The organism is Aeromonas sp. 601027 (assembly GCF_049174455.1).
GTDB classification, from domain to species: domain Bacteria; phylum Pseudomonadota; class Gammaproteobacteria; order Enterobacterales; family Aeromonadaceae; genus Aeromonas; species Aeromonas veronii_A.
Map to the genome: position 1 here is coordinate 115,007 of NZ_JAAKTN010000008.1, position 23,744 is coordinate 138,750.

23 protein-coding genes are annotated in these 23,744 nt (G+C 56.9%); 21 read left to right on the plus strand and 2 right to left on the minus strand.

Annotation, left to right across the window (positions count from 1 at the left end; all coding sequences use genetic code 11):
- The first annotated feature begins 72 nt into the window (after window positions 1-72).
- From ribF to tppA, 11 genes are all read left to right on the plus strand, one after another.
- Window positions 73-1,047 (plus strand): bifunctional riboflavin kinase/FAD synthetase, encoded by a 975-nt coding sequence (gene ribF, locus G5193_RS12075; RefSeq protein WP_421206115.1) that lies wholly within the window; start codon window positions 73-75, stop codon window positions 1,045-1,047.
- Window positions 1,047-3,908, plus strand: coding sequence for an isoleucine--tRNA ligase (ileS, locus tag G5193_RS12080; RefSeq protein WP_421206084.1), 2,862 nt, complete (start codon window positions 1,047-1,049; stop codon window positions 3,906-3,908). Before ribF ends, ileS begins: the two co-directional genes overlap by 1 nt.
- Window positions 3,908-4,405, plus strand: a complete 498-nt coding sequence (gene lspA, locus G5193_RS12085; RefSeq protein WP_129504761.1) for a signal peptidase II — start codon at window positions 3,908-3,910, stop codon at window positions 4,403-4,405. The genes ileS and lspA overlap by 1 nt, the downstream gene beginning before the upstream one ends.
- A complete protein-coding gene (gene fkpB / locus G5193_RS12090) occupies window positions 4,402-4,854 on the plus strand; it encodes an FKBP-type peptidyl-prolyl cis-trans isomerase (protein ID WP_005341354.1) in 453 nt (150 codons plus the stop codon). Before lspA ends, fkpB begins: the two co-directional genes overlap by 4 nt.
- Entirely contained in the window at window positions 4,854-5,789 is a 936-nt protein-coding gene (gene ispH / locus G5193_RS12095) for a 4-hydroxy-3-methylbut-2-enyl diphosphate reductase (protein WP_421202924.1), read from the plus strand. The genes fkpB and ispH overlap by 1 nt, the downstream gene beginning before the upstream one ends.
- 249 nt (window positions 5,790-6,038) lie before the next feature.
- Window positions 6,039-6,542 (plus strand): type IVa pilus pseudopilin TppE, encoded by a 504-nt coding sequence (tppE, locus tag G5193_RS12100; protein ID WP_421206085.1) that lies wholly within the window; start codon window positions 6,039-6,041, stop codon window positions 6,540-6,542.
- A 14-nt stretch (window positions 6,543-6,556) separates the two neighbouring features.
- Window positions 6,557-6,952 (plus strand): type IV pilus modification protein PilV, encoded by a 396-nt coding sequence (pilV, locus tag G5193_RS12105; RefSeq protein ID WP_272950156.1) that lies wholly within the window; start codon window positions 6,557-6,559, stop codon window positions 6,950-6,952.
- A complete protein-coding gene (locus G5193_RS12110; protein ID WP_421206086.1) occupies window positions 6,949-8,049 on the plus strand; it encodes a PilW family protein in 1,101 nt (366 codons plus the stop codon). The genes pilV and G5193_RS12110 overlap by 4 nt, the downstream gene beginning before the upstream one ends.
- 11 nt (window positions 8,050-8,060) lie before the next feature.
- The gene (locus G5193_RS12115) at window positions 8,061-8,537 is read left to right on the plus strand and encodes a pilus assembly PilX family protein (RefSeq protein ID WP_123173790.1); all 477 of its coding nucleotides are present in this window, start codon (window positions 8,061-8,063) and stop codon (window positions 8,535-8,537) included.
- A 10-nt stretch (window positions 8,538-8,547) separates the two neighbouring features.
- Window positions 8,548-11,901, plus strand: a complete 3,354-nt coding sequence (locus tag G5193_RS12120) for a pilus assembly protein (RefSeq protein ID WP_421206087.1) — start codon at window positions 8,548-8,550, stop codon at window positions 11,899-11,901.
- Between the two features lie 8 nt (window positions 11,902-11,909).
- Window positions 11,910-12,311, plus strand: coding sequence for a type IVa pilus pseudopilin TppA (gene tppA / locus G5193_RS12125; RefSeq protein WP_100654567.1), 402 nt, complete (start codon window positions 11,910-11,912; stop codon window positions 12,309-12,311).
- Between the two features lie 3 nt (window positions 12,312-12,314).
- On the opposite strand, the gene G5193_RS12130 is transcribed toward tppA, so the two are convergent.
- A complete protein-coding gene (locus G5193_RS12130) occupies window positions 12,315-12,704 on the minus strand; it encodes a type IV pilin protein (protein WP_100654566.1) in 390 nt (129 codons plus the stop codon).
- 95 nt (window positions 12,705-12,799) lie between these two features.
- Here G5193_RS12130 and G5193_RS12135 point away from each other — a divergent pair, with 95 nt between their 5' ends.
- The 8 genes from G5193_RS12135 (at window position 12,800) to luxS (ending at window position 20,412) form a co-directional block, all read left to right on the plus strand.
- Window positions 12,800-13,351, plus strand: a complete 552-nt coding sequence (locus G5193_RS12135) for a GspH/FimT family pseudopilin (RefSeq protein ID WP_216952860.1) — start codon at window positions 12,800-12,802, stop codon at window positions 13,349-13,351.
- A 20-nt stretch (window positions 13,352-13,371) separates the two neighbouring features.
- Window positions 13,372-13,959, plus strand: a complete 588-nt coding sequence (locus tag G5193_RS12140; protein WP_216954532.1) for a PilW family protein — start codon at window positions 13,372-13,374, stop codon at window positions 13,957-13,959.
- A 4-nt stretch (window positions 13,960-13,963) separates the two neighbouring features.
- A complete protein-coding gene (locus tag G5193_RS12145) occupies window positions 13,964-15,070 on the plus strand; it encodes a PilX N-terminal domain-containing pilus assembly protein (RefSeq protein WP_216952861.1) in 1,107 nt (368 codons plus the stop codon).
- An 8-nt stretch (window positions 15,071-15,078) separates the two neighbouring features.
- Complete coding sequence (locus G5193_RS12150) at window positions 15,079-17,187, plus strand: type IV pilus modification PilV family protein (RefSeq protein WP_421206088.1); 2,109 nt, start codon at window positions 15,079-15,081, stop codon at window positions 17,185-17,187.
- 73 nt (window positions 17,188-17,260) lie between these two features.
- Window positions 17,261-18,883, plus strand: coding sequence for an NAD+ synthase (locus G5193_RS12155; protein ID WP_113740109.1), 1,623 nt, complete (start codon window positions 17,261-17,263; stop codon window positions 18,881-18,883).
- A 9-nt stretch (window positions 18,884-18,892) separates the two neighbouring features.
- Window positions 18,893-19,231, plus strand: a complete 339-nt coding sequence (gene glnB / locus G5193_RS12160; protein WP_005308848.1) for a nitrogen regulatory protein P-II — start codon at window positions 18,893-18,895, stop codon at window positions 19,229-19,231.
- Window positions 19,232-19,281: 50 nt separating this feature from the next.
- Window positions 19,282-19,884, plus strand: coding sequence for a lipoprotein (locus tag G5193_RS12165; protein ID WP_041233948.1), 603 nt, complete (start codon window positions 19,282-19,284; stop codon window positions 19,882-19,884).
- Between the two features lie 18 nt (window positions 19,885-19,902).
- A complete protein-coding gene (luxS, locus tag G5193_RS12170) occupies window positions 19,903-20,412 on the plus strand; it encodes an S-ribosylhomocysteine lyase (RefSeq protein ID WP_033135492.1) in 510 nt (169 codons plus the stop codon).
- A gap of 324 nt (window positions 20,413-20,736) precedes the next feature.
- Here luxS and tppF read toward each other — a convergent pair whose 3' ends face one another.
- Window positions 20,737-21,354, minus strand: a complete 618-nt coding sequence (gene tppF, locus G5193_RS12175) for a type IVa pilus pseudopilin TppF (RefSeq protein ID WP_421206089.1) — start codon at window positions 21,352-21,354, stop codon at window positions 20,737-20,739.
- A gap of 41 nt (window positions 21,355-21,395) precedes the next feature.
- Between tppF and G5193_RS12180 the strand changes: the two genes are divergently transcribed.
- Entirely contained in the window at window positions 21,396-22,169 is a 774-nt protein-coding gene (locus tag G5193_RS12180; protein WP_421206090.1) for a TatD family hydrolase, read from the plus strand.
- Between the two features lie 222 nt (window positions 22,170-22,391).
- Window positions 22,392-23,666, plus strand: coding sequence for a NupC/NupG family nucleoside CNT transporter (locus G5193_RS12185; RefSeq protein WP_019445565.1), 1,275 nt, complete (start codon window positions 22,392-22,394; stop codon window positions 23,664-23,666).
- The last annotated feature ends 78 nt before the right edge of the window (window positions 23,667-23,744 follow it).

The following is a 23,744-nucleotide window of genomic DNA, read 5'->3' on the forward strand; positions in this document are numbered from 1 at the left end:
ATGAGGGCTGACCCTGCCTGCTGCCTGATATATAATCCGCCGATTTCCATGGCAGCAACGCACAAGGCACTGATGGAGCTTATTCGCGGCATTCACAATCTCAAGCCCCGTCACCGGGGATGTGTATTAACCATTGGCAACTTTGATGGGGTTCATCAGGGGCACCATGCGGTATTGGCACGTCTCAAGGAGAAAGCGGCCCAGCTGGGATTGCCCGCCTGCGTCATGCTGTTCGAACCGCAGCCGCTGGAGCTGTTTGCCGGCACGGCAGCGCCCGCCCGGCTGAGCCGGTTGCGGGAAAAGTACGAAGCGCTGCAGGGGCTGCATATCGACCGCATGCTCTGCGTGCGCTTCAGCCACCGCTTTGCCGAGCAGGCGGCCTCGACCTTCATCGAGCAGTTGCTGGTGGAAAAGCTCGGGGTGCGCTACCTGGTGGTCGGCGACGATTTTCGCTTCGGCAAGGGGCGGGAAGGGGATTTCCACCTGCTGGAGGAGGCGGGTCATCGCTTCGGCTTCGAGGTGATCAGTACCCAGAGCTTCCAGCTTGAACGGCAGCGGGTCAGCAGCACCCTGGTGCGTGAAGCCCTCAAAGCGGGCCGGATGGCGGAAGTGGAGCTGATGCTTGGCCGCCCCTATACCATCAGCGGCCGGGTGGCCCACGGCGACAAGCTGGGGCGCACCATAGGTTTTCCCACTGCCAATCTGGCCCTCAAGCGCCAGGTGATCCCGGTCGGTGGCGTGTTTGCGGTGGAAGTGATATGTTCCGGCAAGACCTTCCCCGGTGTAGCCAATGTGGGTGTACGGCCGACCTTGAGCGGTACACAAGCCAGATTGGAAGTACATCTATTTGATTTTTCTGGTGATCTATATGGTCAGCAGGTCAAGGTGCTGCTTCGCCACAAGCTGCGCGCAGAGCAGAAGTTTGCCTCTTTCACTGCCTTGAAAGAGCAGATCGAACGAGATGCCCTGGCGGCCCGAGCCTGGTTCGGGCTGCCACAATTCAATTTACCCAGCACTCTTTTAGAAAAGAAGGGAACCCAGGACTGATGAGCGACTATAAACACACCCTGAATCTTCCGGAAACCGAGTTTCCGATGCGTGGCGATCTGGCCAAGCGCGAACCCAACATGCTGAAACGTTGGTACGATCAGGATCTCTACGGCGCTATTCGCCGCGCCAAAGCGGGCAAGCCTTCTTTCATTCTGCATGATGGCCCCCCCTATGCGAACGGCAACATTCACATCGGTCACTCGGTCAACAAGATCCTCAAAGACATCATCATCAAGTCCAAGGGCCTCTCCGGTTTCGATTCCCCCTATGTGCCGGGTTGGGATTGCCACGGTCTGCCTATCGAACTGAAAGTAGAAGGTATGGTCGGCAAGCCGGGCGAGAAGGTCTCCGCTGCCGAATTCCGCGCCGAGTGCCGCAAATACGCCAAAACCCAGATCGAAGCGCAGAAGACCGATTTCATCCGTCTGGGTGTGCTGGGCGACTGGGAACACCCCTACCTGACCATGGATTTTGGCACCGAAGCCAACATCATCCGCTCCATGGCCAACATCGTTGAAAACGGCCACCTGCACAAAGGCTCCAAGCCGGTGCACTGGTGTACCGATTGTGGCTCCGCGCTGGCTGAAGCCGAGGTTGAGTACTACGACAAGAACTCCCCCTCCATCGATGTGCGCTTCAAGGCCGCTGATGAGGCAACCGTTGCCGCCAAGTTTGACTGCGCCGAAGGCCACACCGGCAAGGGCCCGATCTCTGCGGTGATCTGGACCACCACTCCGTGGACCCTGCCAGCCAACCGTGCCATCGCCATGCACGCCGATCTGGATTACGCACTGGTGCAGGTTGAAGGGGAGCACCCCGAGCGTCTGATCCTGGCCGCAGAGCTGGTCAAGGATGTGATGGATCGCGCCGGTATCGAGAAGTTCCACAATCTGGGTTACGCCAAGGGCGCCGCGCTCGAGCTGCTGCGCTTCAACCACCCCTTCTACAGCTTCGACGTGCCGGTGGTACTGGGTGATCACGTCACCTTGGATGCCGGTACCGGTGCCGTTCACACCGCACCTGGCCACGGTCAGGAAGACTTCGTGGTCGGTCAGAAGTACGGTCTGGAAGTGGCCAACCCGGTTGGCAGCAACGGCGTCTATCTGCCGGATACCGAACTGTTTGCCGGCCAGCATGTGTTCAAGGCCAATGCCTCCGTGATCGAAGTGCTGACCGAACGCGGCGCCCTGCTGCACCACAAGGTGTTCAACCACTCCTATCCGCACTGCTGGCGTCACAAGACCCCGATCATCTTCCGTGCTACCCCGCAGTGGTTCATCAGCATGGAGCAGAAGGGTCTGCGCAAGCGCGCACTGGAGGAGATCGAGCGCATCGAGAAGGACGGTATTGCCCAGCAAGGCCAGAGCGGCTGGGTACCGGCCTGGGGTAAAAACCGCATTCAGGCGATGGTTGAGAACCGTCCTGACTGGTGTATCTCTCGTCAGCGTACCTGGGGTGTACCTATCTCCCTGTTCGTCCATAAAGAGACCCAGGAACTGCATCCGGAATCCGTGCGCCTGATGCATGAAGTAGCCAAGCGGGTCGAGCAGTCCGGCATTCAGGCATGGTGGGATCTGGACAAGGCTGAGCTGCTGGGTGCCGATGCCGACATGTACGACAAGGTGCCTGACACCCTCGACGTCTGGTTTGACTCCGGTTCTACCCACGCCTCCGTGGTCGATGCCCGTCCCGAGTTCAACGGCAAGCCGGCCGACATGTATCTGGAAGGTTCTGACCAGCACCGTGGCTGGTTCATGTCCTCCCTGATGATCGGTGTGGCCATGAAAGACAAGGCTCCCTACAACCAGGTGCTGACTCACGGCTTCACCGTGGATGGTCAGGGTCGCAAGATGTCCAAGTCCATCGGCAACGTGGTCAGCCCGCAAGACGTAATGAACAAGCTGGGTGCCGACATCCTGCGTCTGTGGGTAGCGAGCACTGACTACACCGGCGAGATGACTGTCTCCGACGAGATCCTCAAGCGCTCTGCCGATGCTTATCGTCGTATTCGCAACACTGCCCGCTTCCTGCTGGCCAACCTGAACGGCTTCAATCCGGCGACCGACATGGTGGCACCTGCCGACATGGTGGTGGTGGATCGCTGGGCTGTGGGTCGTGCCAAAGCGGTACAGGCCGAGATCATGGCGGCATTCGACGAGTACAACTTCCACGGTGTAACCCAGAAGCTGATGCAGTTCTGCTCCATCGAGATGGGCTCCTTCTATCTGGATGTCATCAAGGATCGTCAGTACACCGCCAAGGCTGACAGCCTGGCCCGTCGTTCTTGCCAGACCGCCCTCTATCACATCGCCGAGGCCATGGTGCGCTGGATGGCGCCGATCATGAGCTTCACCGCTGATGAAATCTGGGCCCTGCTGCCGGGTGAGCGCGGCGAGTTCGTCTTCACCGAAGAGTGGTACGACGGCCTGTTCGGGCTGGAAGCGGGTGAAACCCTCAACGACGAGTTCTGGGCCGAGATCCTCACAGTGCGCGGTGAAGTGAACAAGGCGCTGGAAGTGGCTCGTGGTGAGAAGCGCATCGGCGGCTCCCTGCAGGCCGAGCTGACCCTGTTCGCCAAGCCGGAGCTGGCTGCACGCCTGAATGCCCTGGCTGATGAGCTGCGCTTCGTGCTGCTCACCTCCAAAGCCAAGGTTGTGGAGGCTGACATTGCGCCGGAAGGCTCTGTGGCGACCGAGCGTGATGACCTGTGGTTGAGCGTGGCCCAGTCTGCTGCCGCCAAGTGCGACCGCTGCTGGCACCATGTAGAAGATGTGGGCACCATCGCGGGTCACGAAGAGATCTGTGGTCGCTGTGTGACCAACGTTGAGGGTGACGGCGAAACTCGTCAATTTGCCTGATGAACATGACTCAACATAAAAGCGGCCTGCGTTGGCTGTGGCTGGCAGTGCTGGCCTTTGTACTGGACCAGGCGAGCAAGCTCGCCGTGGTCAAGTTGCTGCCATTTGGTTACCCGGGGGTGGAGATCACCCCCTTCTTCAATCTGGTTCACGTCTACAACAAGGGGGCCGCATTCAGCTTTCTGGCTGATCAGGGGGGCTGGCAGCGCTGGTTCTTCGCGGTGCTGGCTTTTGCCATCTGTGGATTGCTGATCCACTGGCTGCGCAAGCAGTCGGTGACCCAGCGTTGGAGCGGTATCGCCTATTCACTCATCATCGGCGGCGCCCTCGGCAACGTCTTTGATCGACTGGTGTTGGGCCATGTGGTCGATTTCCTCGACTTCTACTGGCAGCGTGCGCACTGGCCGGCATTCAATCTGGCCGACAGCTTTATCTTTATCGGGGCCGCCATGATCGTGCTGGACGGTGTCCGTGGTGAGAAAAAGGAGCAGGCATGAGCCAGCAGATCACCGCTAACAGCAGCGTGCTGTTCCACTTCTCCATCAAGCTGGAAGATGGCTCGGTTGCCGACAGCACGGCGCTGCACGGCAAACCTGCCCGCCTGCGGATGGGCGATGGCAGCCTGACCCCCACCTTCGAGCAGTGTCTGCTGGGGCTGAGCGAAGGGGAGAGCAAGAGTTTTACTCTGGCGCCGGAAGAGGCCTTTGGTCTCTCCAATCCCGACAACATCTACCATCTCGACCGTGCCAAATTTGGCGCCGATGTGGAGCCAAAAGTCGGCACCATCATCCTGTTCGATCAGCCTAACGGCAGCGAGCTGCCGGGCATCATCCGGGCGGTAGCAGGGATGTCGGTCACAGTCGATTTCAACCACCCGCTGGCCGGTCATACCGTCACCTTCGAGGTGGAGATCCTGGGTGTTGATGATGAGGAGAAGGTGCATTAATGGATATTCTGCTTGCTAACCCTCGCGGTTTTTGCGCCGGTGTCGATCGCGCCATCAGCATTGTCGAGAGCGCGCTGGAGAAGTTCGGTGCCCCCATCTATGTCCGCCACGAAGTGGTGCATAACCGGTATGTGGTGAACAAGTTGAAAGATGCGGGCGCTGTCTTCGTCGAGGAGCTGGATGAGGTGCCTGACGACAGCATCGTCATCTTTTCTGCTCACGGCGTGGCCAAGACAGTGCGCGAGATGGCCAAGTCCCGCGCCCTCAAGGTATTCGATGCCACCTGTCCGCTGGTGACCAAGGTGCACATGGAGGTGCATCGTGCCAGCCGCAAGGGCTCCGAGGCTGTGCTCATCGGCCACGCCGGTCACCCCGAGGTGATCGGGACCATGGGGCAGTACGAGAATCGCGAAGGCGGCATGTATCTGGTGGAGACGCCTGAAGATGTGGCCAAGCTCAAGGTGAAGAATCCGGATGACCTCTGCTTCGTCACCCAGACTACCCTGAGCGTGGATGAGACCTCTGACGTGATCGATGCGCTGCGCAAGCACTTCCCCAAGATCCAGGGGCCGCGCAAGGATGACATCTGCTATGCCACCCAGAACCGTCAGGATGCGGTGCGGGAGATGGCGGGGCTGGTGGACGCCATGCTGGTGGTGGGGTCTCGCAACTCCTCCAACTCCAACCGTCTGCGCGAGCTGGCCGAGAAGGTGGGCGCCAGAGCCTATCTTATCGACGATGCGTCGATGATCGAGGCGAGCTGGCTAGAGGGTGTGAAGGCGATCGGCGTCACTGCCGGTGCGTCCGCTCCCGAGGTGCTGGTGCAGTCCGTGATTGCACGCCTGCGGGAGTTGGGTGGCAAGGTCGTCGCCGAGCATCCTGGCCGTGAAGAGAACGTGGTGTTTGAGGTACCACCCGAGCTGCGGATCCTCTGATCCCTCTCATCTCGCTAGATGTCGGTTTATTGCCAAAGCCACCTCGTTGAGGTGGCTTTTTTGGTCCCAACGAGTCCTTTGTGCATGTTCGCAACCAGATCGCAGCAAAAATTGATGATGTAGCTCGAACTTTTGCATTGCCGGGATTGAAACCCCAAGTGCCCGGCATAGACTGCCAGCAAGCCCTTATTCTGGCTTAGCACACATGGAGTGTGTCTGTCCTCCTGGAACAAATCAGAGCGAAACAGGATGTTTTTGCGTTCAGGTTTTAGCCTTATCGAGCTTATGGTCACCATAGCGCTCGTCTCTTTGTTACTCACGTTGGGGGTTCCTTCCTTCAACGCTTTGCTGCGCACTATTTCTCTCAATACTCAGGCTAACAACTTTGTTGCGGCCATCAACCTTGCCCGCTCAGAAGCCATTCGCCGCAACACGGTAGTGACCCTCTCCGCCTCTGCCGATAACCTGACCCAGCATCACTGGGAGGCTGGCTGGCAGATCTGGGTCGATGGCAACGGTAACGGCATACTGGATAATGGTGAGTTGTTGCGAGGCTTTCCCGATATGGGGAGTGGAGTCCTGAGCAGCAATACCTCCCTGCTGCGTTTCAATAGCGAGGGTTTTCTTGATGGTCGTACTCCCTTGGCCCGGGTATTTTCTCTGCGTCCCGATGAGTGCAGAAATGAGGCCTCCCGTGATATCAACATCACAGTCGCTGGTCGCCCCTCCATTACCGAGGCTAGTTGCCCATGATGCGAGAACGGGGTTTGTCACTGCTTGAAATCATGATCTCGGTACTGGTGCTCTCCATCGGTATTCTGGGCATGGCGACTCTGCAACTGCAGGCTCTCAAGAGTAACCAGTCGGCGCTGACGCGTACCGAGGCGACCCAGTATGCATACATGATCAACGACATGATGCGGGCTAATCGCAGCGCGGCTCTGAACGGGCAATACAATATCGACTTGGGCGAAACTGTCTCGGGTAGCTCTATGGCGGTTCAGGATCTGCAACACTGGAAGCGGGTCGTAGCCGAGCTACCAGGTGGCGATGGCGCCGTATCGGTCAGTGCCGGAAGGGCCACCATCACTATTCAGTGGGATAGCAGTCGGCTGTCGACTGATCCTGCGTCGCGCAGCATGATCCTGAGGACGGACCTATGAGCAGGAGCGGTTTGCCGCTACACCAGCACGGGATCGGCTTGGTCGAGGTGATGATCGCCTTGGTGCTCTCGCTGATAACGGTGGGGGTCATGATTCAGGTGTTTCTCGGCAATCACAAAACCTATCTCACTGGCGAGGCCATTGCCCGGGTGCGGGAAGATAGCGGATTTGCCACCAATCTGCTGCAAAAAGAGCTGCGTATGGTGGGCTATCAGGGGTGTCTCAGCAAACAGGGGGTCAATATCACCAATACCCTCAATAACAGTACGGCACTGCCCTACAACTTCACCACCTTTTTGCGTGGTTACGACAATGTGACGTCCACTTTGCCAGCCGAGCTGTCTGCTCTGTTCAGCGGTTCCGAGCCCAGACCCATGCCGGGTAGCGATATCCTGTTGGTTCAGGGGCCGGTTGGGGTTGGGGTTCCGCTCAGTCGTGATAATCATAACAGTGCCGCCCAGCTGTTTGTGCAGCAGCTATCCAGCAAGGCCGACTATTGTGGTTCCGGCGCACAGGGTTATAGCGATCTGTGCGAGGGAGATATCGTCATGGTCTCCGACTGTCAGAAGGCCAGAATATTTCAGGTCACCAAAGTACAGGGCGTGGCAGGGGGGCGTGAGGTCAATATCGTCCACTCCAATGACAACAAATATACGCCAGGCAATGCCAGCAGTTCCTGGGGGGGGGCCAGCAGCCCACCCGAGGAGTGGTTTGGTCTTGGCTCGGTCGTGAACAGGGTGGAAACCCGTCTCTACTATATCGCCCGCCCCTCAGCCAGCAGCCCCTATGCGCTTTATCGCAAGAACGGGGTGGCTGCAGGTATGCCCCTTATCGAAGGGGTGGCCAATATGCAACTTACATTCGGCGAGGATCAGAACCGGGATCGGGCGGCAGATCGCTATGTGAGCGCCGCCAGCAATCCAAACTGGAACAATGTACTGGGGATTGGAGTACAGCTTCTTATGCGCAGTAACCAAGGCAATGTGGTGTCGTCTCCGCAGGCCCTTAGCTTTGCCGGAGCCACCTTCCGGGCGACCGATCGCAACTGGTACTGGGTCGCCGAAACCACAGTTGCGCTGCGCAATCGGCTACCTTGAGGAGCCCAGTCATGATGGATCGACAGCAGGGGATGGCGCTGGTGATCAGCCTGATTTTTCTGGTCATGGTGAGCCTGCTGGGTATGGCCAGCATGCGTGGGGCGCAGTTGCAAGAGAAGATGGCGGGTAACCAGAAAGAGGCACTGCAGGCATTGCAGGCGGCAGAAGCGGGCCTGCGCGCTGCCGAGCGCTATATCGAGGCTGGCAACTCGGGTCCCTATGACAACAGCGCGGGCCTGTATGAATTTATCGACACCGCGGTGGATCCTGCCTCCCCTTCGACCGCCTGGCGTACCTATACCAACAGTGGTCTGGCGGGGCGCGCTCCCGAATACTTTATCGAACGGTTGCCCTATACCCAGGGGGGGAGCGAGGATCTGGCAGTCGATGAGCCCATCAGTGAGCGTCGTCTATATCGTATTACTGCAAGGGGATTTGGTCTCTCTGACGAGAGCCGGGTGCTGTTGCAATCGACCTATAGTCGCTAGGAGGCGGTGTATGGGCAAACTTGGTTTTGGCCTTTCAGTGATGCTCTGCTGTGCTTCGGCACAGGCGGCGCTCGATATTGCCCAGGTTCCCCTCTATCTCGGCACCCGGGCCGATCCCAATATCATGTTTACCCTGGATGATTCAGGCTCGATGCATTTCGAGTTGATGCCGGAGGGGTTGATCGAGAACAGCGCTCGCTACGTCTACCCCAGAGCCGACAATGTCTATGGCAGCGAGGATTATGACAACCGGACCGTGACCTTCACCAGCAATAACGACCGCAATGCCTATACCCGCTCAAGCAACAACAACAAACTCTACTACAACCCGCAGCAGAGCTATCGGCCCTGGGCCAAGGCGGATGGTACCCCGATGGCGAATGCCAGCATCAGCTGTGCACCGCACAACCCCTTCAATACCGCCGCCGGCTGTCGTGACCTGACCAAGAACAACCGCTCCAAGTCCCTGCGTTACTACACCGGATTCTCTTCCACCGATTACAACGATGACGAGACCTTCTGGCCAGCCGTCTACTTTGCCTACAAGGGCAGTGGTGACGTGAAGAAAGTGAGCAGTTATACCCGGGTCGAGATAAAGTCCGGCAGCACCTATGGCGGGCGGTCCAATCGCAGTGATTGTAAGAGCGCCCCCGTTTGTACCTATGACGAGGAGATCCAGAACTTTGCCAACTGGTATACCTACTACCGCTCCCGGATCCTAGCGGCTCGTGCCGGGGTCGGCCGTGCCTTTGCCAGCCAAGGGCAGGCCCTGCGGGTGGGGTTTGCCACCATCAACGCTAGCGGCAGTGTGATCCGCGGGGTGGCGCCTTTCTCCGGAACCGATCGCAGCGCCTTTTTCAGCGACCTTTACAGCCGCGATATTCCGGCCGCCGGCACGCCGCTGCGCACCAGTCTGAAGGACGTGGGGGAGTACTTCTCCCGCACCGACAAAAACGGCCCCTGGGCGGCCAGTGCCGGCAGCACCTTGCCCCACCTCACCTGCCGGCAGAGCTACAACATCCTGATGACTGATGGCTACTGGAACGGAAATTCTCCCTGGGTCGGCGATCAGGACAAAGATAGCATCGAGAATACGCTGGCCGATGTGGCCTACCAGTACTGGAAGACCGATCTGCGCCCCGATCTCGCCAACAAGGTGCCGACCAGCACGGCGGATCCGGCCAATTGGCAGCATCTGGTCAACTTTACCGTCGGACTCGGCGTCAACGGTTCCCTCAATCCTGCCAACGGTATCCCGAGCCGTTGGCCCAATCCCCATGATCCGGATGACAAGGAGTACAAGAATGCGACCTACATTCCGGAGTACAAGATTGATGACCTGTGGCACGCGGCACTCAACAGCAAGGGCAGTTTTTTCAGCGCGGGTGACCCCGACATCTTTGCCGCAGCTCTGAGCAGTACCCTTGCCCAGATCGCAGCGCGCAACAGCTCCGCCAGCTCGGTAACCGCCAACGCAACCCGGCTGGACAGCAATACCCACATCTACCAAGCCCGCTACAACAGCGGCGACTGGTCGGGGCAACTGGTCTCGATCCCGCTTAACAGCGATGGCACCCTTGGGGAGATCGCTTGGGATGCCGCTACCTTGATCCCCGAGCCTTCGGCACGCAATATCTTCACCCGGCAAGATGGTGTCGGCATCCCCTTTCGTTGGGATACGCTGAATGTGACCAACCGGGCTCTATTCAATGTCGCTGGTGACAACCAGGGAGAAAGCCGTGTCGCCTATCTGCGCGGTGATCGCAGTGGTGAGCAGCGCAATGGTGGTGCGTTTCGTAATCGTAGTGATCTGCTCGGCGACATCATCAATTCTGATCCCGTCTACGTGGGCAAGCGTGATTACGGTTACAGCAGTGCAGCCGGTCTGACCCAGACCGAGCGGGAGGGTTACCAAGCTTTTCTAAGCTCGACGGCGATTACCCGGCGCCCACCCATGCTCTATGTCGGTGCCAATGACGGTATGCTGCACGGATTTCGAGTCGCCGACGGTGTCGAGCGACTGGCCTATATCCCGTCCAGCCTGCTGGGCGAGCTGAATCAGTTGACCAGACCGAATTACAGCCATCGCTACTATGTGGATGGGACGCCCAGGGTAGGCGATGCCTATCTGGGCAGTCGCTGGAAGAGCATCTTGCTGGGATCCACCGGTGCCGGTGGCAAGGCGGTATTTGCCATCGATGTGACGGCCCCGGATAACTTCACCGCCGACAAGATGCTGTGGGAGTTCACCGATAGCGAAATGGGGGTTGCACTGGCGGCACCCACTCTGGTGCGGGTCAAAGCCGACAACAAATGGGTTGCTCTGGTTGCGAATGGTTACAACAGCACCAGTCAGACTGCGAGGCTGTTTGTGCTGGATCTGGCGACTGGCGCCATCATCAAAGAGATTGATACCGAGGTAGGGTCTTCCAGCGAGCCCAACGGTCTATCTTCCCCCTTGCCGGTAGATCAAGACGGGGACAGGGTTGTCGACTATGTCTATGCCGGTGACCTGCACGGCAATCTGTGGAAATTCGATCTGACTGACAAAAACAGTGCCCAGTGGGGAAGTGCTTTGAAAACGGGCAACAAGCCCAAGCCGCTGTTCCAGGCTTGTAATGGCAGCTGCAGTGCCGGTACGCGTCAGCCGATCACCATGCGTCCTTTGGCTATTCGGCACCCTAAAGGGGGGGTTATGGTGATGATGGGGACTGGCAGTTATTTTACCAATGATGACAAACTGGTTCCCGCCACGCCGAGGCTGGAAGCGGTGTACGGTATCTGGGATACGGGGGCTACCGTGCTCAGTAGCCAGCTGTTGCAGCAGAGCATCACCCATGAGTTTGTGGCCAACGGCACCACTATCAAGTTCAACGTGAGGGTTGTCTCCAACCGGAATGTCAATTACACCAGCCAAAAGGGTTGGTATCTGCTATTGAAATCGCCAAGCTTGAGCAAGGGGGTCGGTGAGCGGGCCGTCTCCGAGATGCTCTATCGGCATAAGCGATTGATCTTCAATACCTTGATCCCGTCGGCGGATGCCTGTGACTTTGGTGGCCGCTCCTGGCTGATGGAGCTGGATCCCATCTCGGGGGCCAGACTCACCTACTCGGTGTTTGATGTTAACGGCGACGGGGCCGTCAACGATGATGATTACGTCGCGATCGAGGATGAAGCCGGCAATGACATCAAGGTGCCGGTCAGCGGCAAGCAATTTGATGAGCTCACCACGACGCCAAGCGTAGTGGAAGATGCCGAGATGGAGCGCAAATATATCAGCGGCTCCAGCGGAAATATCTCGGTCACGCTGGAAGAGGGGGCTGGCGATCTGGGTGGCCGCCAGTCCTGGTTGCAACTGGAGTAGAGGTTGGCATGGAACGTGGTTTTACCCTGATTGAGTTGATGATAGTGGTCGCAGTGGTCGCCATTCTGGCCGCGATCGCGTATCCCAGTTACAACAACTACATGGCGGCTGCCAAGCGGGCCGAAGCCAAGGCAGTGTTGCTGGAAGCGGCGCAATATCTGGAGCGGGAGTTTACTGCCAATGGCAATTACGACGCCGGTAACCTAGCCTCTGCCGGCTTGGCGACCCTGCCGAGGGATGGGGGGGCTGCGTATTACAATGTAGCGCTCAATGCCAGTGGGGCCCGTTATACCCTGACCGCCATTCCGACCGGTGTGATGAATGGCGATCCCTGTGGATTGTTGACTCTCGATCAGAGCGGACTGCAGGGGGTATCACGAGCCACCATGACAGCCACCGAATGCTGGTAGCGTTCAGTTCCAGCACTCGGCAGGCGTCTTGATGTCGGCCTTGTTGATAGTCAGGGTATCACAGGCCGTATTGCCGGCCTTGTCGCCGACCTGGGCCCCCTTGCTGGTGGCCACCAGTGTGTAGGCGGTGGCGCTGGCGCCAGAAATGCTAAAGGTGTAGTAATCGCTGGTTGGGTTGCCCACACTGGCTATCGCACTGCTGTAACTGGCATTGGAGATGCGAAATTCTTCTTGTTTGAGCTGCATGGTCAGCAAGCCCTTGATGGCATCGGCTCGACGAGATTTACGCAGACCGTCAGTAAAGCTCGGGTAGGCGACAGCGGCAATGATGGCAACGATGGCAACGACCACCATCAATTCCAGCAGGGTGATTCCGGATTGTTTGATTCTCATGGGCGCGGCAGGGTTCGTTAAACAGATAGATACTATAGGATAGTACTGACATCATACTCTACTGGCATGTGCGAAAAGAAAGGAGTCTTTAGCCAATGGAATTCGCAGAGGGGCGCTCAGCCGGTTTTACCATGATTGAATTGATGATCGCCATGGCTCTGGTCGCCCTGCTGCTAACCGTAGCCATCCCCAGTTATCAGTCATTGCGCCAGGAGCAGATAGTCAAGGCGGCTACCCAAGCCGTTTACACGGATATCATGCTGCTCAAGTCTGAGGCTATCAAACGTAATAAACCGATAATCTTCAAGATATTCAATGCGGGGCAGGCCAATTGGTGCTATCGCATCGCTCTTGATTCGGCATGTAATAGCTGCTCGGATTCATGTTCTGCTATTGAAGGTCGCAAGGGCGTTGATGCCAGCGAGTTTAACGGCATTACTCTGACGACAAACTATGAATTATCCGGTTCTGAAAATGCTCTTGAAATCAATAACCGTAGAGGCTCATTCAAAGATCTTCACGGCAGTGGCGGTTTGGGCAATGGTTCTATTTGTCTGAAGAACGGGACCTCTGAGCACAGGGTTATTATTGCCACAAATGGGCGAGTGAGAACCGAGCCAGTCACGGGGAGCTCTCCATGCGATTAGGTCTAGCACGAGGCTTTAACATCGTCGAGTTAATGGTGGCCATGGTCGCAGGTCTGTTTTTGGTTGCAGCTGTAACATCCTTGTTCGCCACTATTCTCAAGGCCAATCAAACATCGATGCAGGTAAGTCGTCTAAATCAGGAGTTGCAAAGTATCACGGACATGATTGCCCGTGATGTACAGCGAACTGGTTACGATCAGGGAGCTACTGTGTTTCTCAATGCTGCATCAGGCTCCAGATCCCCCTTCTATTTTGATACTGGCAGCGACCTGATGAATGAGACGATCACTGGTTCCAAGATTTATCGCTGTATCCGGCTGAAATACGATGATGATAACAATGGAACCCTCGGTGCCAATGAGATCTTTATTTACAGCTACGACAGTACCGACAAAGGGGTGCAGCTCGGTACCAGTTGCAGCACGGGGAATTTACTCAGTACCGATGACACCATTGAGGTGACTGACCTCACTTTTTCGCTGCTTGGAAGCAGTGCGTCGGCTGGCGCGAGAACGGTGCGCTTGGCCATATCGGGTCAGTTAAAGGCAAATAGTGCACTTAAACTCACCTTGCAGCGTGATATCAAGCTGCGTAACGACGGGTATTGATGCCATGAAACGTTATCTTGGCTTTACCACATTCACTATTACGCTGCTGCTTATTGTGATCCTGCTTGGCATCTCTTTGCTGGTGGGCAAGCTGATGGTTGCTGACCGTCGTGTCAGTCTTAATGAAGTACAGTACCGGCAGGCGTTGGCACTGGCCGAGCTGGGTCTCTCGGATGGGGTCGGACGGCTTGCGCAGGATGCAGCTTGGCGCACCCCCAGTAGCGGTATATCTATCACTGTTTCGGCTGGCAATTATACCCTGTGGGCTCTGGATGAACCGACCGTGATTGTCGGTGGGGCGAACGTAGTTCCGGTTAAAGTGCGCACTATGGCAACCCTGGTGGACAGTACCGCCAATGCAGAGGTTGAGGTGAAGGCCATCAAGATAAGCGTGTTGGCCGGCACTCCCGCAGCCCCCCTGACAGTTGCCGGTGGTATGGCAGTATCCGGCAACTTCACTGTGGTGGCCAACCCTAACGGTGGGGGGCCAGGGGTTCCGCTATCTGTCTGGACGAATGGCAATGTGGATTTGACCAATGGTTCTGGTCAGACTTGCCACCAGGGAGACTACAGCGGCGGGTGCAGTACCTACATTAGCCAGAAGGGTGATAAGCAGTCGGACATCAAAGATAATGATACGGCATTCCCCACAGACCTGGTCTGGTATCTGTTTAACGAGAATGATGACGCTACGGGGTGGGCCAATCTGGAGTCACGAGCAGTACAACGGTTGAATAATTGCGACTCGCTCTCGACCGCCTCAAGCGGCCTTATTATCGTCGATGGAGACTGCAAACCGGGTGGGTCTATCGGCTCGGTTGCTGCGCCCGTGGTACTCATCGTTCGCAATGGCAATCTGATGGTCAATGGAAGCGCTACCCTCTATGGGCTGGTGTTTGCCTATTCATCCACGCCTGCTACGGCGACTACTGATATCAGCTTGAAGGGGGGGGCTATCGTCAACGGTGCCGTGGTGGCCAACTATCAACTGGGCAAAACGGCTAACGGCACCTTTGATGCCAAGTATGATCAGGCGGTGTTGAGCAATATCGAAAATGGGGCTGCGTTTCAGAGCATCAATCTGGTGCCTGGTAGCTGGCGCGACTGGTAGGAGCATGTATGAAACCGCACAAGGGATTTGGGCTGTTAGAGATTTTGATCACCCTGGTTCTGCTGGGAGTGGGGGTCGCAGGACTGGTGGCTATGTCTCGTTCGTTGCTCAATACCTCCCAGGATAGCCGCCGTTATGAGGTAGCCATGCGTCTGGCGGAGTCAAAACTAGATGCGTTTCGTACCTTCAATGGAGTGGTAAGCGCGGTTTCACCGCTTACTGCTTATAACAGTATCGCGGCAGGTTCCAGTTCGGCGACACCTCCTGATGGCGGTGGGACTTATGCCCTTAGTTGGAGCGTCAGTAATCAGTACTGGAATGGCTCTGGCTGGCAGACGGCTATCCCGGCGGGTTATTTGCATGCCTATCCTGGCCGAAAGGTGGTCAATGTCACTGTCAGTTGGAGCGACAGCGTCGGGCAGTCCCATTCCTTGTTGCTTTCCGGTGCGGTATCGCCTGCTGAGTCATTAACCCAGAATCAGTTTAACGGGGGGTTGGATACCAGTCGTGAACCGCCCCATGTGGTTTATACCCCCGGGGTCGCGCCCGATGTCATTTCCATCCAGATTGACCAGGAAGGACGCAAGCAAGAGACCAGCAAGCCATTGCCCACCGTGACCTCCAAGGATGGTTCTGTTGGCAAACTGGTGCAATTCGAGACTGTTACCTATAAGCCAGACAATGGTGGCAATACCCAACAGGTGCTGCAGGATCTGGCATCGGTCTCCTGTTCCTGCAGTTATGGCTCGAGTGTCAATGCCTACCTGCCCGGTAAGGCCATTTTGACCAGCAGCAACCTGTTGTACTGGAATGTGGGCTCCCAGGTTACCAAGCAGACCGGGGTACTCAACAGCAGTGTCAGAGATCAGCCGAGTCTCTGCACCAGTTGCTGCAAGGATCATTTCGATGGCAGCGGCAGCAGTTTCGAACAGTTTTACGCTCCACTCAATACCAGTCGACTGCGTTACAACAGTGGCCTCTCATCGGTCAATAGTGGTGATTATGTGGATGCCTGCCGCTTTGTCAGACTTGATGGTTACTATCGTCCGCTGCCTGACTGGAACCTGATAAAAGTTGTCGTGACCAGCGCTGATTTTCTTGCCAAGCCCGCAAACCAGACCAGCTACCAGAACTACATCAAGTACGTGGTTACTACCTACATCACCTGGCAGAAAAACACCCTGAACTGGACCGCAAACCCCACGGCCACGCCGCCGACGATCACCGAATTTGCAGAGTGGTTGCCTGCCAATGCTGCGACAGGGGGAGATACCAGCACCAAGATCACCATGAATACGGGGACCGCCCAGTTGATTGCTAGAGGTATCTACGTGGATCTGCTCGCGCCGGACAGTCTCTCGAAGCTCGATCTGACTTCTCAGGATCTGTTGGCCAAGGTCCCGTTTCAGGACATCAATCTGACCATGCTGGCGGAGTGGAGCTTGGTGCCATTGAGTGGCCAGTTGACTGGCAGTGCCTCTGACTATGTCGGTGTGACCAACGAGCCGGTCAAGACAGTCGTTGATCTTGGCAGCTATTATTTTGGTAGCTACAGCCGTGGTTATCTGTCCGCCAAGAAGAGCACCAAGGATGCATCCAACGTGTTGCAAAGTGCATCGATCAAGGTGACGGCCTACCAAGGTAACTCGGGGATCACAGCTTCACTTATCTCACCGGTAGATCGAAGTGAGGCCAAGGTCGCCACCATGCCTATCTCGATCGATACCAGCTCCCAGACTGTGCCAACTCTCACTGTATCGGGACGCATAGAGTGTCTTGAGCAAGGGAATGGCAACAATACTGCGCCAGTATCTTGCGGCAAAAATACCTTCAGTGGCTTGAATGTCAGTACCACAACTTCGGGGGCTACTTGCCGTATTGATAAACCCCAGGCTAACAACCAGCCGGCTACCTATGTCTGTACGGCAGCGCAAAATAGTAGCTTGGTGGTGAACTTCTCCTACAGTGCACAGGGCAATAAAACTTACTTGTTGAAACCTGCTTCCCTCAGCATCGCCATGACGCCACCCGCCAACGGTCAGGTGATTAGTGGTCCTTGTGCCCTGCTGGTGGATAATGGTGTAACCAATGCAGCTAATCTAAGTTGTACCCCTTGAATCCGGGGCGCTGGCACAGCCAGCGCCTTTTCTTTATCATTCCCCATCATTTTCGAATACAAGATGCATCGCCATGGCAAAAGCCCTCTCTCTGATGCTTGCCCAGTTGAATCTGACGGTAGGCGCCATCGAAGATAACACTGACAAAGTGCTCGCTGCGGCGGCTCAGGCCGAGCAGCAAGGTGCCGATCTGCTGGTCTGCTCCGAGCTGGCCCTGACCGGCTATCCACCGGAAGATCTGCTGCTGCGCGCCGATCTGATGATCCGGGTCGAAGCCGCGTTGGCTCGTGTTGCCGAATGGCAGGGCAACTGTGCCATTTTGGTGGGGCATCCCTGGCGTGAAGGGGAGGCGCTCTACAACGCGGCGTCACTCTATGAGCAGGGCAAGCTGATTGCCCGTTACTTCAAGCAGGACTTGCCCAACTACGGCGTGTTTGATGAGAAGCGCTACTTCACCGCGGCAACCGAGACCTGCGTGGTGCCGTTCCGTGGTCACCAGCTGGGGCTGCTCATCTGTGAAGATCTGTGGCAGCCGGGTCCGGCGCTGGCTGCCAAGGCGGCGGGTGCCGAGCTGCTGCTCACCATCAATGCGTCGCCATACGATCAGGAAAAACCCTGGATCCGCCGCGAGCTGATGGCCGAGCGCTGCGATCAGACCGGTCTGCCGCTGGTTTACCTCAATCAGGTATGCGGTCAGGATGAGCTGATTTTCGACGGCTGCTCCAAGGTGTTCAACAGCCAGGGCGAGTTGACCCACAAACTGGCCCCGTTTGCCGAAGAGCTGGCGCTGGTACGTTTTGCCGATGGCCAGCCGGTGAAAGAACGGGAGCCCGCTGCGCCGCTGGAACCCTTGGCCGAGACCTATCAGGCGCTGGTGCTGGCGGTGCGCGACTATGTCACCAAGAACGGTTTCCATGGTGCCGTACTGGGTCTCTCCGGCGGTATCGACTCGGCGCTGACGCTGGCCATCGCGGCCGATGCCATCGGGGCCGACAAGGTGCAGGCGGTGATGATGCCGTTCCGCTATACCGCCCAGATGAGCGTGGAGGATGCCAAGGAGCAGGCCGAGCGGATGGGGGTTGAGTTCAACATCATCTCCATCGAGCCGATGTTCGAAGGATTTATGACCCAGCTGGCGCCGTTGTTTGAAGGTACCGCTCGCGATACGACCGAAGAGAATCTGCAGGCCCGCTGCCGCGGCGTGCTGCTGATGGCGCTCTCCAACAAACGTCGTCGTATCGTGCTGACCACTGGCAACAAGAGTGAAATGGCTGTTGGCTATGCCACGCTGTACGGTGACATGGCTGGCGGTTTTGACGTGCTGAAAGATGTGCCCAAGACGCTGGTCTTCAAGTTGTGCGAATATCGCAACTCGGTCGACTATGTGATCCCGCAGCGGGTTATCGACCGCCCCCCTTCAGCAGAGTTGGCGCCGGATCAGGTGGATCAGGACAGTCTGCCGCCATACGACATCCTCGATGCCATCCTCAAGCGTTATGTGGAAGAGGATGCGTCCGTGGCCGACATGGTGGCCGAGGGCTTCGAGGAAGCGGTGGTGCGCAAGGTGATCCGCCTGGTGGATCTCAACGAATACAAGCGCCGTCAGGCGGCGGTCGGGCCCCGCATTACGGCTCGCAACTTTGGTAAGGATCGCCGTTACCCCATTACATCCGGGTTCGGCAAACAGAACTGGTAAGGAGTCACCATGAAGAAGATTGAAGCCATCATCAAACCGTTCAAGCTGGACGATGTGCGCGAGGCCCTGGCCGAGATCGGCATCAACGGTATGACCGTATCCGAAGTCAAAGGCTTCGGCCGCCAGAAGGGCCATACCGAGCTCTATCGCGGCGCCGAATATATGGTCGACTTCCTGCCGAAAGTGAAGGTGGAGCTGGTGGTGCAGGACGAGGATCTCGATGCCTGTCTGGAAGCGATCCAGAACACCGCCCGTACCGGCAAGATTGGTGATGGCAAGATCTTCGTCTGCGAGGTGGAGCGTGTCATTCGTATCCGTACCGGCGAAGAGAACGAAGACGCTATCTGATGTCGTTTTTGCCTCGTTATGTTCAGGAGAGCAAATCAAGTTCTGCTCTGATGTCCCGAAAGCGCATCGTGGCGGTGGCAGGCCTGCTGGCAGTACTCACTGCGTGCAGTACCCGCCCGCCGGCTCAGCCGGAAAACCTGTGCCAGATCTTTCGCGAGAAGCCGGAGTGGCACAAGGCCGCGCTCAAGATGAACGAGAAGTGGGGGACGCCGATCCATGTGGTGATGGCCATGATGTATCAGGAGTCCTCGTACGTACATGATGCTCAGCCGCCGATGCAATATTTCCTCTTCATCCCGACCGGGCGGGCCAGTTCGGCTTATGGTTATGCTCAGGTCAAAGATGAAACTTGGGCGGATTACCAGCGGGAAACCGGCAACAGCTGGAGTGACCGCGATGATTTTGCCGACGCCATCGATTTTATGGGTTGGTACACTAACAAAGCCCAGCGGCTCAATGGCACCTCCAAGTGGGATGCCTATGGCCAGTACCTCAACTATCACGAAGGGTGGGGTGGCTACCGGCGTGGCAGCTATCGCAGCAAGGGGTGGTTGATGAAGACCTCTCGCAAGGTGGAAGCTCGCGCCCAGCGCTACGGCGCCCAGTACCGTCAATGCAAGGATCAGCTCTCCCGTGGGGGCTGGTTCTGGTAACCAAATCAGGAGTCAGAAATGCCGTTATTGGACAGTTTTACCGTTGACCACACCCGTATGGAAGCGCCAGCGGTGCGTGTGGCCAAGACCATGCAGACCCCGAACAAGGACACCATTACCGTGTTCGACCTGCGTTTCTGCGTGCCGAACCAGGAGATCCTCTCCGAGCGCGGCATCCACACCCTCGAGCACCTGTTTGCCGGCTTCATGCGTGATCACCTGAACGGCAACGGCGTGGAGATCATCGATATCTCCCCCATGGGTTGCCGTACCGGCTTCTACATGAGCCTGATCGGCGCACCAGACGAAGCCCGGGTTGGCGCCGCCTGGCAGGCCGCCATGAGCGACGTGCTGACCGTGCAGGAGCAGGGCAAGATCCCCGAGCTGAACGAATACCAGTGTGGTACCTACAGCATGCACTCGCTGGAAGAGGCCCACGCCATCGCCCGTCATGTGCTGGAGCGCGGTATCGGCGTCAACCACAACGACGAGCTGGCTCTGCCGGAAGAGAAACTGAAGAGCCTTTGAGGCGGATGAGCTATCGCTCATCTGATAACCTCTTCAGGGAATCTTAAAAGAGCCGGTCAGCCATGCTGACCGGCTCTTTCTATCTCGACCGACCGCAAAAATGGTGATGGCTTGCTCCCCTTGTCGACTCTGATTAGGATGGTTTTTGACCTGAACCTGTTGGCGGAGGTGTGATGATGAAAGGGGTATTGCTGCGTTGGCTGGCCCGTTACGATGCGTGGTGCGAGGAGTGGGGGCTCACTCAGGAGAACCGGCGCTGCTGCACACCGGTTCGTTATGATGAGGACTCAAGCAAAGAGCGAGCTTGCGCAGAAGAGGCTGAGCTCAATCAAAATTGCGGGTCACGGCACCGGTAACACTGTTGTACTCGAAGCTGAGGCCGTCGGGGTGCTCCGGGAAGCGGCCGATAGAATCACGCAGGATATAGCGGCAGTTGTGATGCTCTAACCCTCCGATCTCAGTTTGGTCATCTGCAATAATAAGTTCGGAACTATAGTCAGTTTCAGTGTTGTTATTGTCTAAGTCAGGAACAGTCTGCTCTGTATCAAGTAATCCAGTGAAGAGTAGCTTGCAGTCATCTTCGTTGTTAACAGAGATCTGGTTTTCGTTAGAGCCAGGTGGAAATGTTGTATCTGGCGCTTGGTTATAGTCCTCTTTCGTGCCTACAGGCCAACCATAGCGATTAATATCAAGATCGCCTTTGCCAAAGCTACTCAAGTTGTAGAGCCCGATAGACTCCCCCTTCACTTTCACCGACCAGCCGGCATTTGCCAGTTGAACTGCACTGGCAAAGCTGCCAGCAGTCGCCGAGACCGTGCTTTTCAGGGCATCATCCTTGATATTGATAAAGCGTGGCAGGGCGGTGACGGCCAGGATCCCCAGCACTATGATCACCAACACCAGTTCAATCAGGGTAAAGCCGTTGTTTCTGTTGTTCATCATGTTCAATGACCCATTAAATACCGCAAACAGGTGTGAGTGATATGCAGCTGATAGATACCCATTGCCATCTCGACTTTCCGGTGTTCGACCAGGACAGGGAGGCGCTGCTGGCCCGTTGCCGGGCATTAGGGGTGACGCAGTATATCATTCCTGCCATCGCAGAGGATAACTGGACTCGTGTGATGGCACTGGCAGATCAGCATGACGGACTTTTTTATGGTTTGGGCATTCATCCCTGGTATACCGGTGAGCAGCGGGAGGGGGTGATGGAACGGCTGCGAGCGTTGGTGATGAGTCAACCTGCCAGGCTGGTGGCCATTGGTGAGTGCGGGCTGGACCTCCGTTCTCACGTGCCGCAGGAGGGGCAGCTTGCGCTGTTTGAGGCTCAGATCCGGCTGGCTGCAGATGCCGGGCTCCCCCTGATGATCCACTCGGTGCGCGCTAATGACACTGTGGCCAAGCTGTTGCGCCGCTTCAAGCCGCCACGTGGCGGGGTGATCCATGCTTTCAGCGGTTCGTTGCAGCAGGCGGAGGCCTTCTGGCAACTGGGCTTTCGACTCGGGGTGGGCGGGGTAATCAGTTTTGAACGGGCGAACAAGACGCGAGAGGTATTTCGGGCCATGCCGCTCGAGGCCCTGGTGCTGGAAACCGATTCGCCCGATATACCCTTACAAGGCGCACAAGGCACCCGGAATACCCCGGAAGCGCTGCCGAAAATAGCGGAAATATTGATGACCTTGCGGGAGGAATCATCGGCGGATGTTACCAAGGTGTTATTTGAAACTGCCCGGCATATTTTCCATCACGACCAATAGCCACGAAACAAATTCGCAACACCTGATTTAGTTGTCAGAAAAAAAAATGAGCGTAAAAATCGTTTGCTGTCTAATTTTGTGACACTTGGACATTTTGATAACGATAAAATGTGACCAGCATTCTATTTTATCGGACTTTAATTAGTATAATGCGCTCCCCTTGATTAGTTGGGTTTAATAACAACTCGCTAACAAGCCAGGTGCTACTAGAGGAAGATAATAATGAATTTGTTCATGGGTCTGGTAGGGATGGCGACGCTCGTCCTTATCGCGGTGCTGTTCTCCAGCAATCGCAAGGCAATCAACGTCCGTACCGTTGTCGGTGCGTTCGCAATTCAAGCCGGTCTGGGGGCGTTTGTTCTCTATGTTCCGGTTGGTCGCGATATCCTGGTCGGCGTGTCCGACGCGGTATCCAGCGTGATCAGCTACGGCCAGAACGGGATCGACTTCCTGTTTGGCGGTCTGGTCAGCAACAAGATGTTTGAAGTGTTCGGTGGCGGCGGCTTTGTCTTTGCCTTCCGTGTTCTGCCGGTCATCATCTTCTTCTCTTCCCTGATTGCAGTGCTCTACTACCTGGGCATCATGCAGATGGTCATCAAGTTGCTGGGCGGTGGTCTGCAGAAAGTACTGGGTACTTCCCGCACCGAATCCCTCTCTGCAACTGCCAACATCTTCGTCGGTCAGACCGAAGCGCCGCTGGTGGTTCGTCCCTACATCTCCAAGATGACTGACTCCGAGCTGTTCGCCGTCATGTGTGGTGGTCTGGCTTCCGTTGCCGGTTCCGTACTGGCCGGTTACGCCTCCATGGGCGTGAAGATGGAGTACCTGATTGCCGCCTCCTTCATGGCTGCACCGGGTGGTCTGCTGTTCGCCAAGCTGCTGGTTCCCGAGACCGAGACCCCGAACTACGATGAAAGCTCTGCCGATGCCGAGCTGGATGACAAGCCTGCCAACGTCATTGACGCTGCTGCTGCTGGCGCTTCTGCCGGTATGCAACTGGCCCTGAACGTCGGCGCCATGCTGCTGGCCTTCATCGGTCTGATCGCCATGATCAACGGCATCTTCTCCGGTGTGGGTGGCTGGTTCGGTTATCCGCAACTCTCTCTGGAACTGCTGCTGGGCTGGATCTTCTCCCCGCTGGCCTTCCTGATCGGTGTGCCCTGGAATGAAGCAGTGGTTGCCGGTTCCTTCATCGGTCAGAAGCTGGTAGTGAACGAGTTCGTGGCTTACCTGAACTTTGCTCCGTACCTGAAAGACGAAGTGCTGATCAACGGTGTGGCCATGTCCGATCACACCAAGGCGATCATCTCCTTCGCGCTGTGTGGTTTTGCCAACCTCTCCTCTGTTGCCATCCTGCTGGGTGGTCTGGGGTCCATGGCGCCGAACCGCCGCGGCACCATTGCACGCTTTGGTCTGAAAGCCGTACTGGCTGGCTCTCTGTCCAACCTGATGTCTGCCACTATCGCAGGCTTCTTCCTGGCACTGTCCGGCATGTAATCGCCGCCTGACTGACAGGGTATAAACACGAACGCCACGGCATCTGCCGTGGCGTTCGTGTATGGAGCGGTGACAACC

Excerpts from the sequence above, each read along its gene's own strand:
- ribF (WP_421206115.1), top strand. The coding sequence starts at position 73 with ATGGAGCTTATTCGCGGCATTCACAATCTCAAGCCCCGTCACCGGGGA.
- G5193_RS12180 (WP_421206090.1), top strand. The coding sequence starts at position 21,396 with ATGCAGCTGATAGATACCCATTGCCATCTCGACTTTCCGGTGTTCGAC.
- G5193_RS12145 (WP_216952861.1), top strand. The coding sequence starts at position 13,964 with ATGAAACGTTATCTTGGCTTTACCACATTCACTATTACGCTGCTGCTT.
- tppA (WP_100654567.1), top strand. The coding sequence starts at position 11,910 with ATGGAACGTGGTTTTACCCTGATTGAGTTGATGATAGTGGTCGCAGTG.
- lspA (WP_129504761.1), top strand. The coding sequence starts at position 3,908 with ATGAACATGACTCAACATAAAAGCGGCCTGCGTTGGCTGTGGCTGGCA.
- G5193_RS12135 (WP_216952860.1), top strand. The coding sequence starts at position 12,800 with ATGGAATTCGCAGAGGGGCGCTCAGCCGGTTTTACCATGATTGAATTG.
- fkpB (WP_005341354.1), top strand. The coding sequence starts at position 4,402 with ATGAGCCAGCAGATCACCGCTAACAGCAGCGTGCTGTTCCACTTCTCC.
- luxS (WP_033135492.1), top strand. The coding sequence starts at position 19,903 with ATGCCGTTATTGGACAGTTTTACCGTTGACCACACCCGTATGGAAGCG.
- G5193_RS12115 (WP_123173790.1), top strand. The coding sequence starts at position 8,061 with ATGATGGATCGACAGCAGGGGATGGCGCTGGTGATCAGCCTGATTTTT.
- tppF (WP_421206089.1), bottom strand. The coding sequence starts at position 21,354 with ATGATGAACAACAGAAACAACGGCTTTACCCTGATTGAACTGGTGTTG.
- ispH (WP_421202924.1), top strand. The coding sequence starts at position 4,854 with ATGGATATTCTGCTTGCTAACCCTCGCGGTTTTTGCGCCGGTGTCGAT.
- G5193_RS12165 (WP_041233948.1), top strand. The coding sequence starts at position 19,282 with ATGTCCCGAAAGCGCATCGTGGCGGTGGCAGGCCTGCTGGCAGTACTC.
- G5193_RS12185 (WP_019445565.1), top strand. The coding sequence starts at position 22,392 with ATGAATTTGTTCATGGGTCTGGTAGGGATGGCGACGCTCGTCCTTATC.
- G5193_RS12150 (WP_421206088.1), top strand. The coding sequence starts at position 15,079 with ATGAAACCGCACAAGGGATTTGGGCTGTTAGAGATTTTGATCACCCTG.
- G5193_RS12120 (WP_421206087.1), top strand. The coding sequence starts at position 8,548 with ATGGGCAAACTTGGTTTTGGCCTTTCAGTGATGCTCTGCTGTGCTTCG.
- G5193_RS12155 (WP_113740109.1), top strand. The coding sequence starts at position 17,261 with ATGGCAAAAGCCCTCTCTCTGATGCTTGCCCAGTTGAATCTGACGGTA.
- G5193_RS12110 (WP_421206086.1), top strand. The coding sequence starts at position 6,949 with ATGAGCAGGAGCGGTTTGCCGCTACACCAGCACGGGATCGGCTTGGTC.
- ileS (WP_421206084.1), top strand. The coding sequence starts at position 1,047 with ATGAGCGACTATAAACACACCCTGAATCTTCCGGAAACCGAGTTTCCG.
- tppE (WP_421206085.1), top strand. The coding sequence starts at position 6,039 with ATGTTTTTGCGTTCAGGTTTTAGCCTTATCGAGCTTATGGTCACCATA.
- G5193_RS12130 (WP_100654566.1), bottom strand. The coding sequence starts at position 12,704 with ATGAGAATCAAACAATCCGGAATCACCCTGCTGGAATTGATGGTGGTC.
- glnB (WP_005308848.1), top strand. The coding sequence starts at position 18,893 with ATGAAGAAGATTGAAGCCATCATCAAACCGTTCAAGCTGGACGATGTG.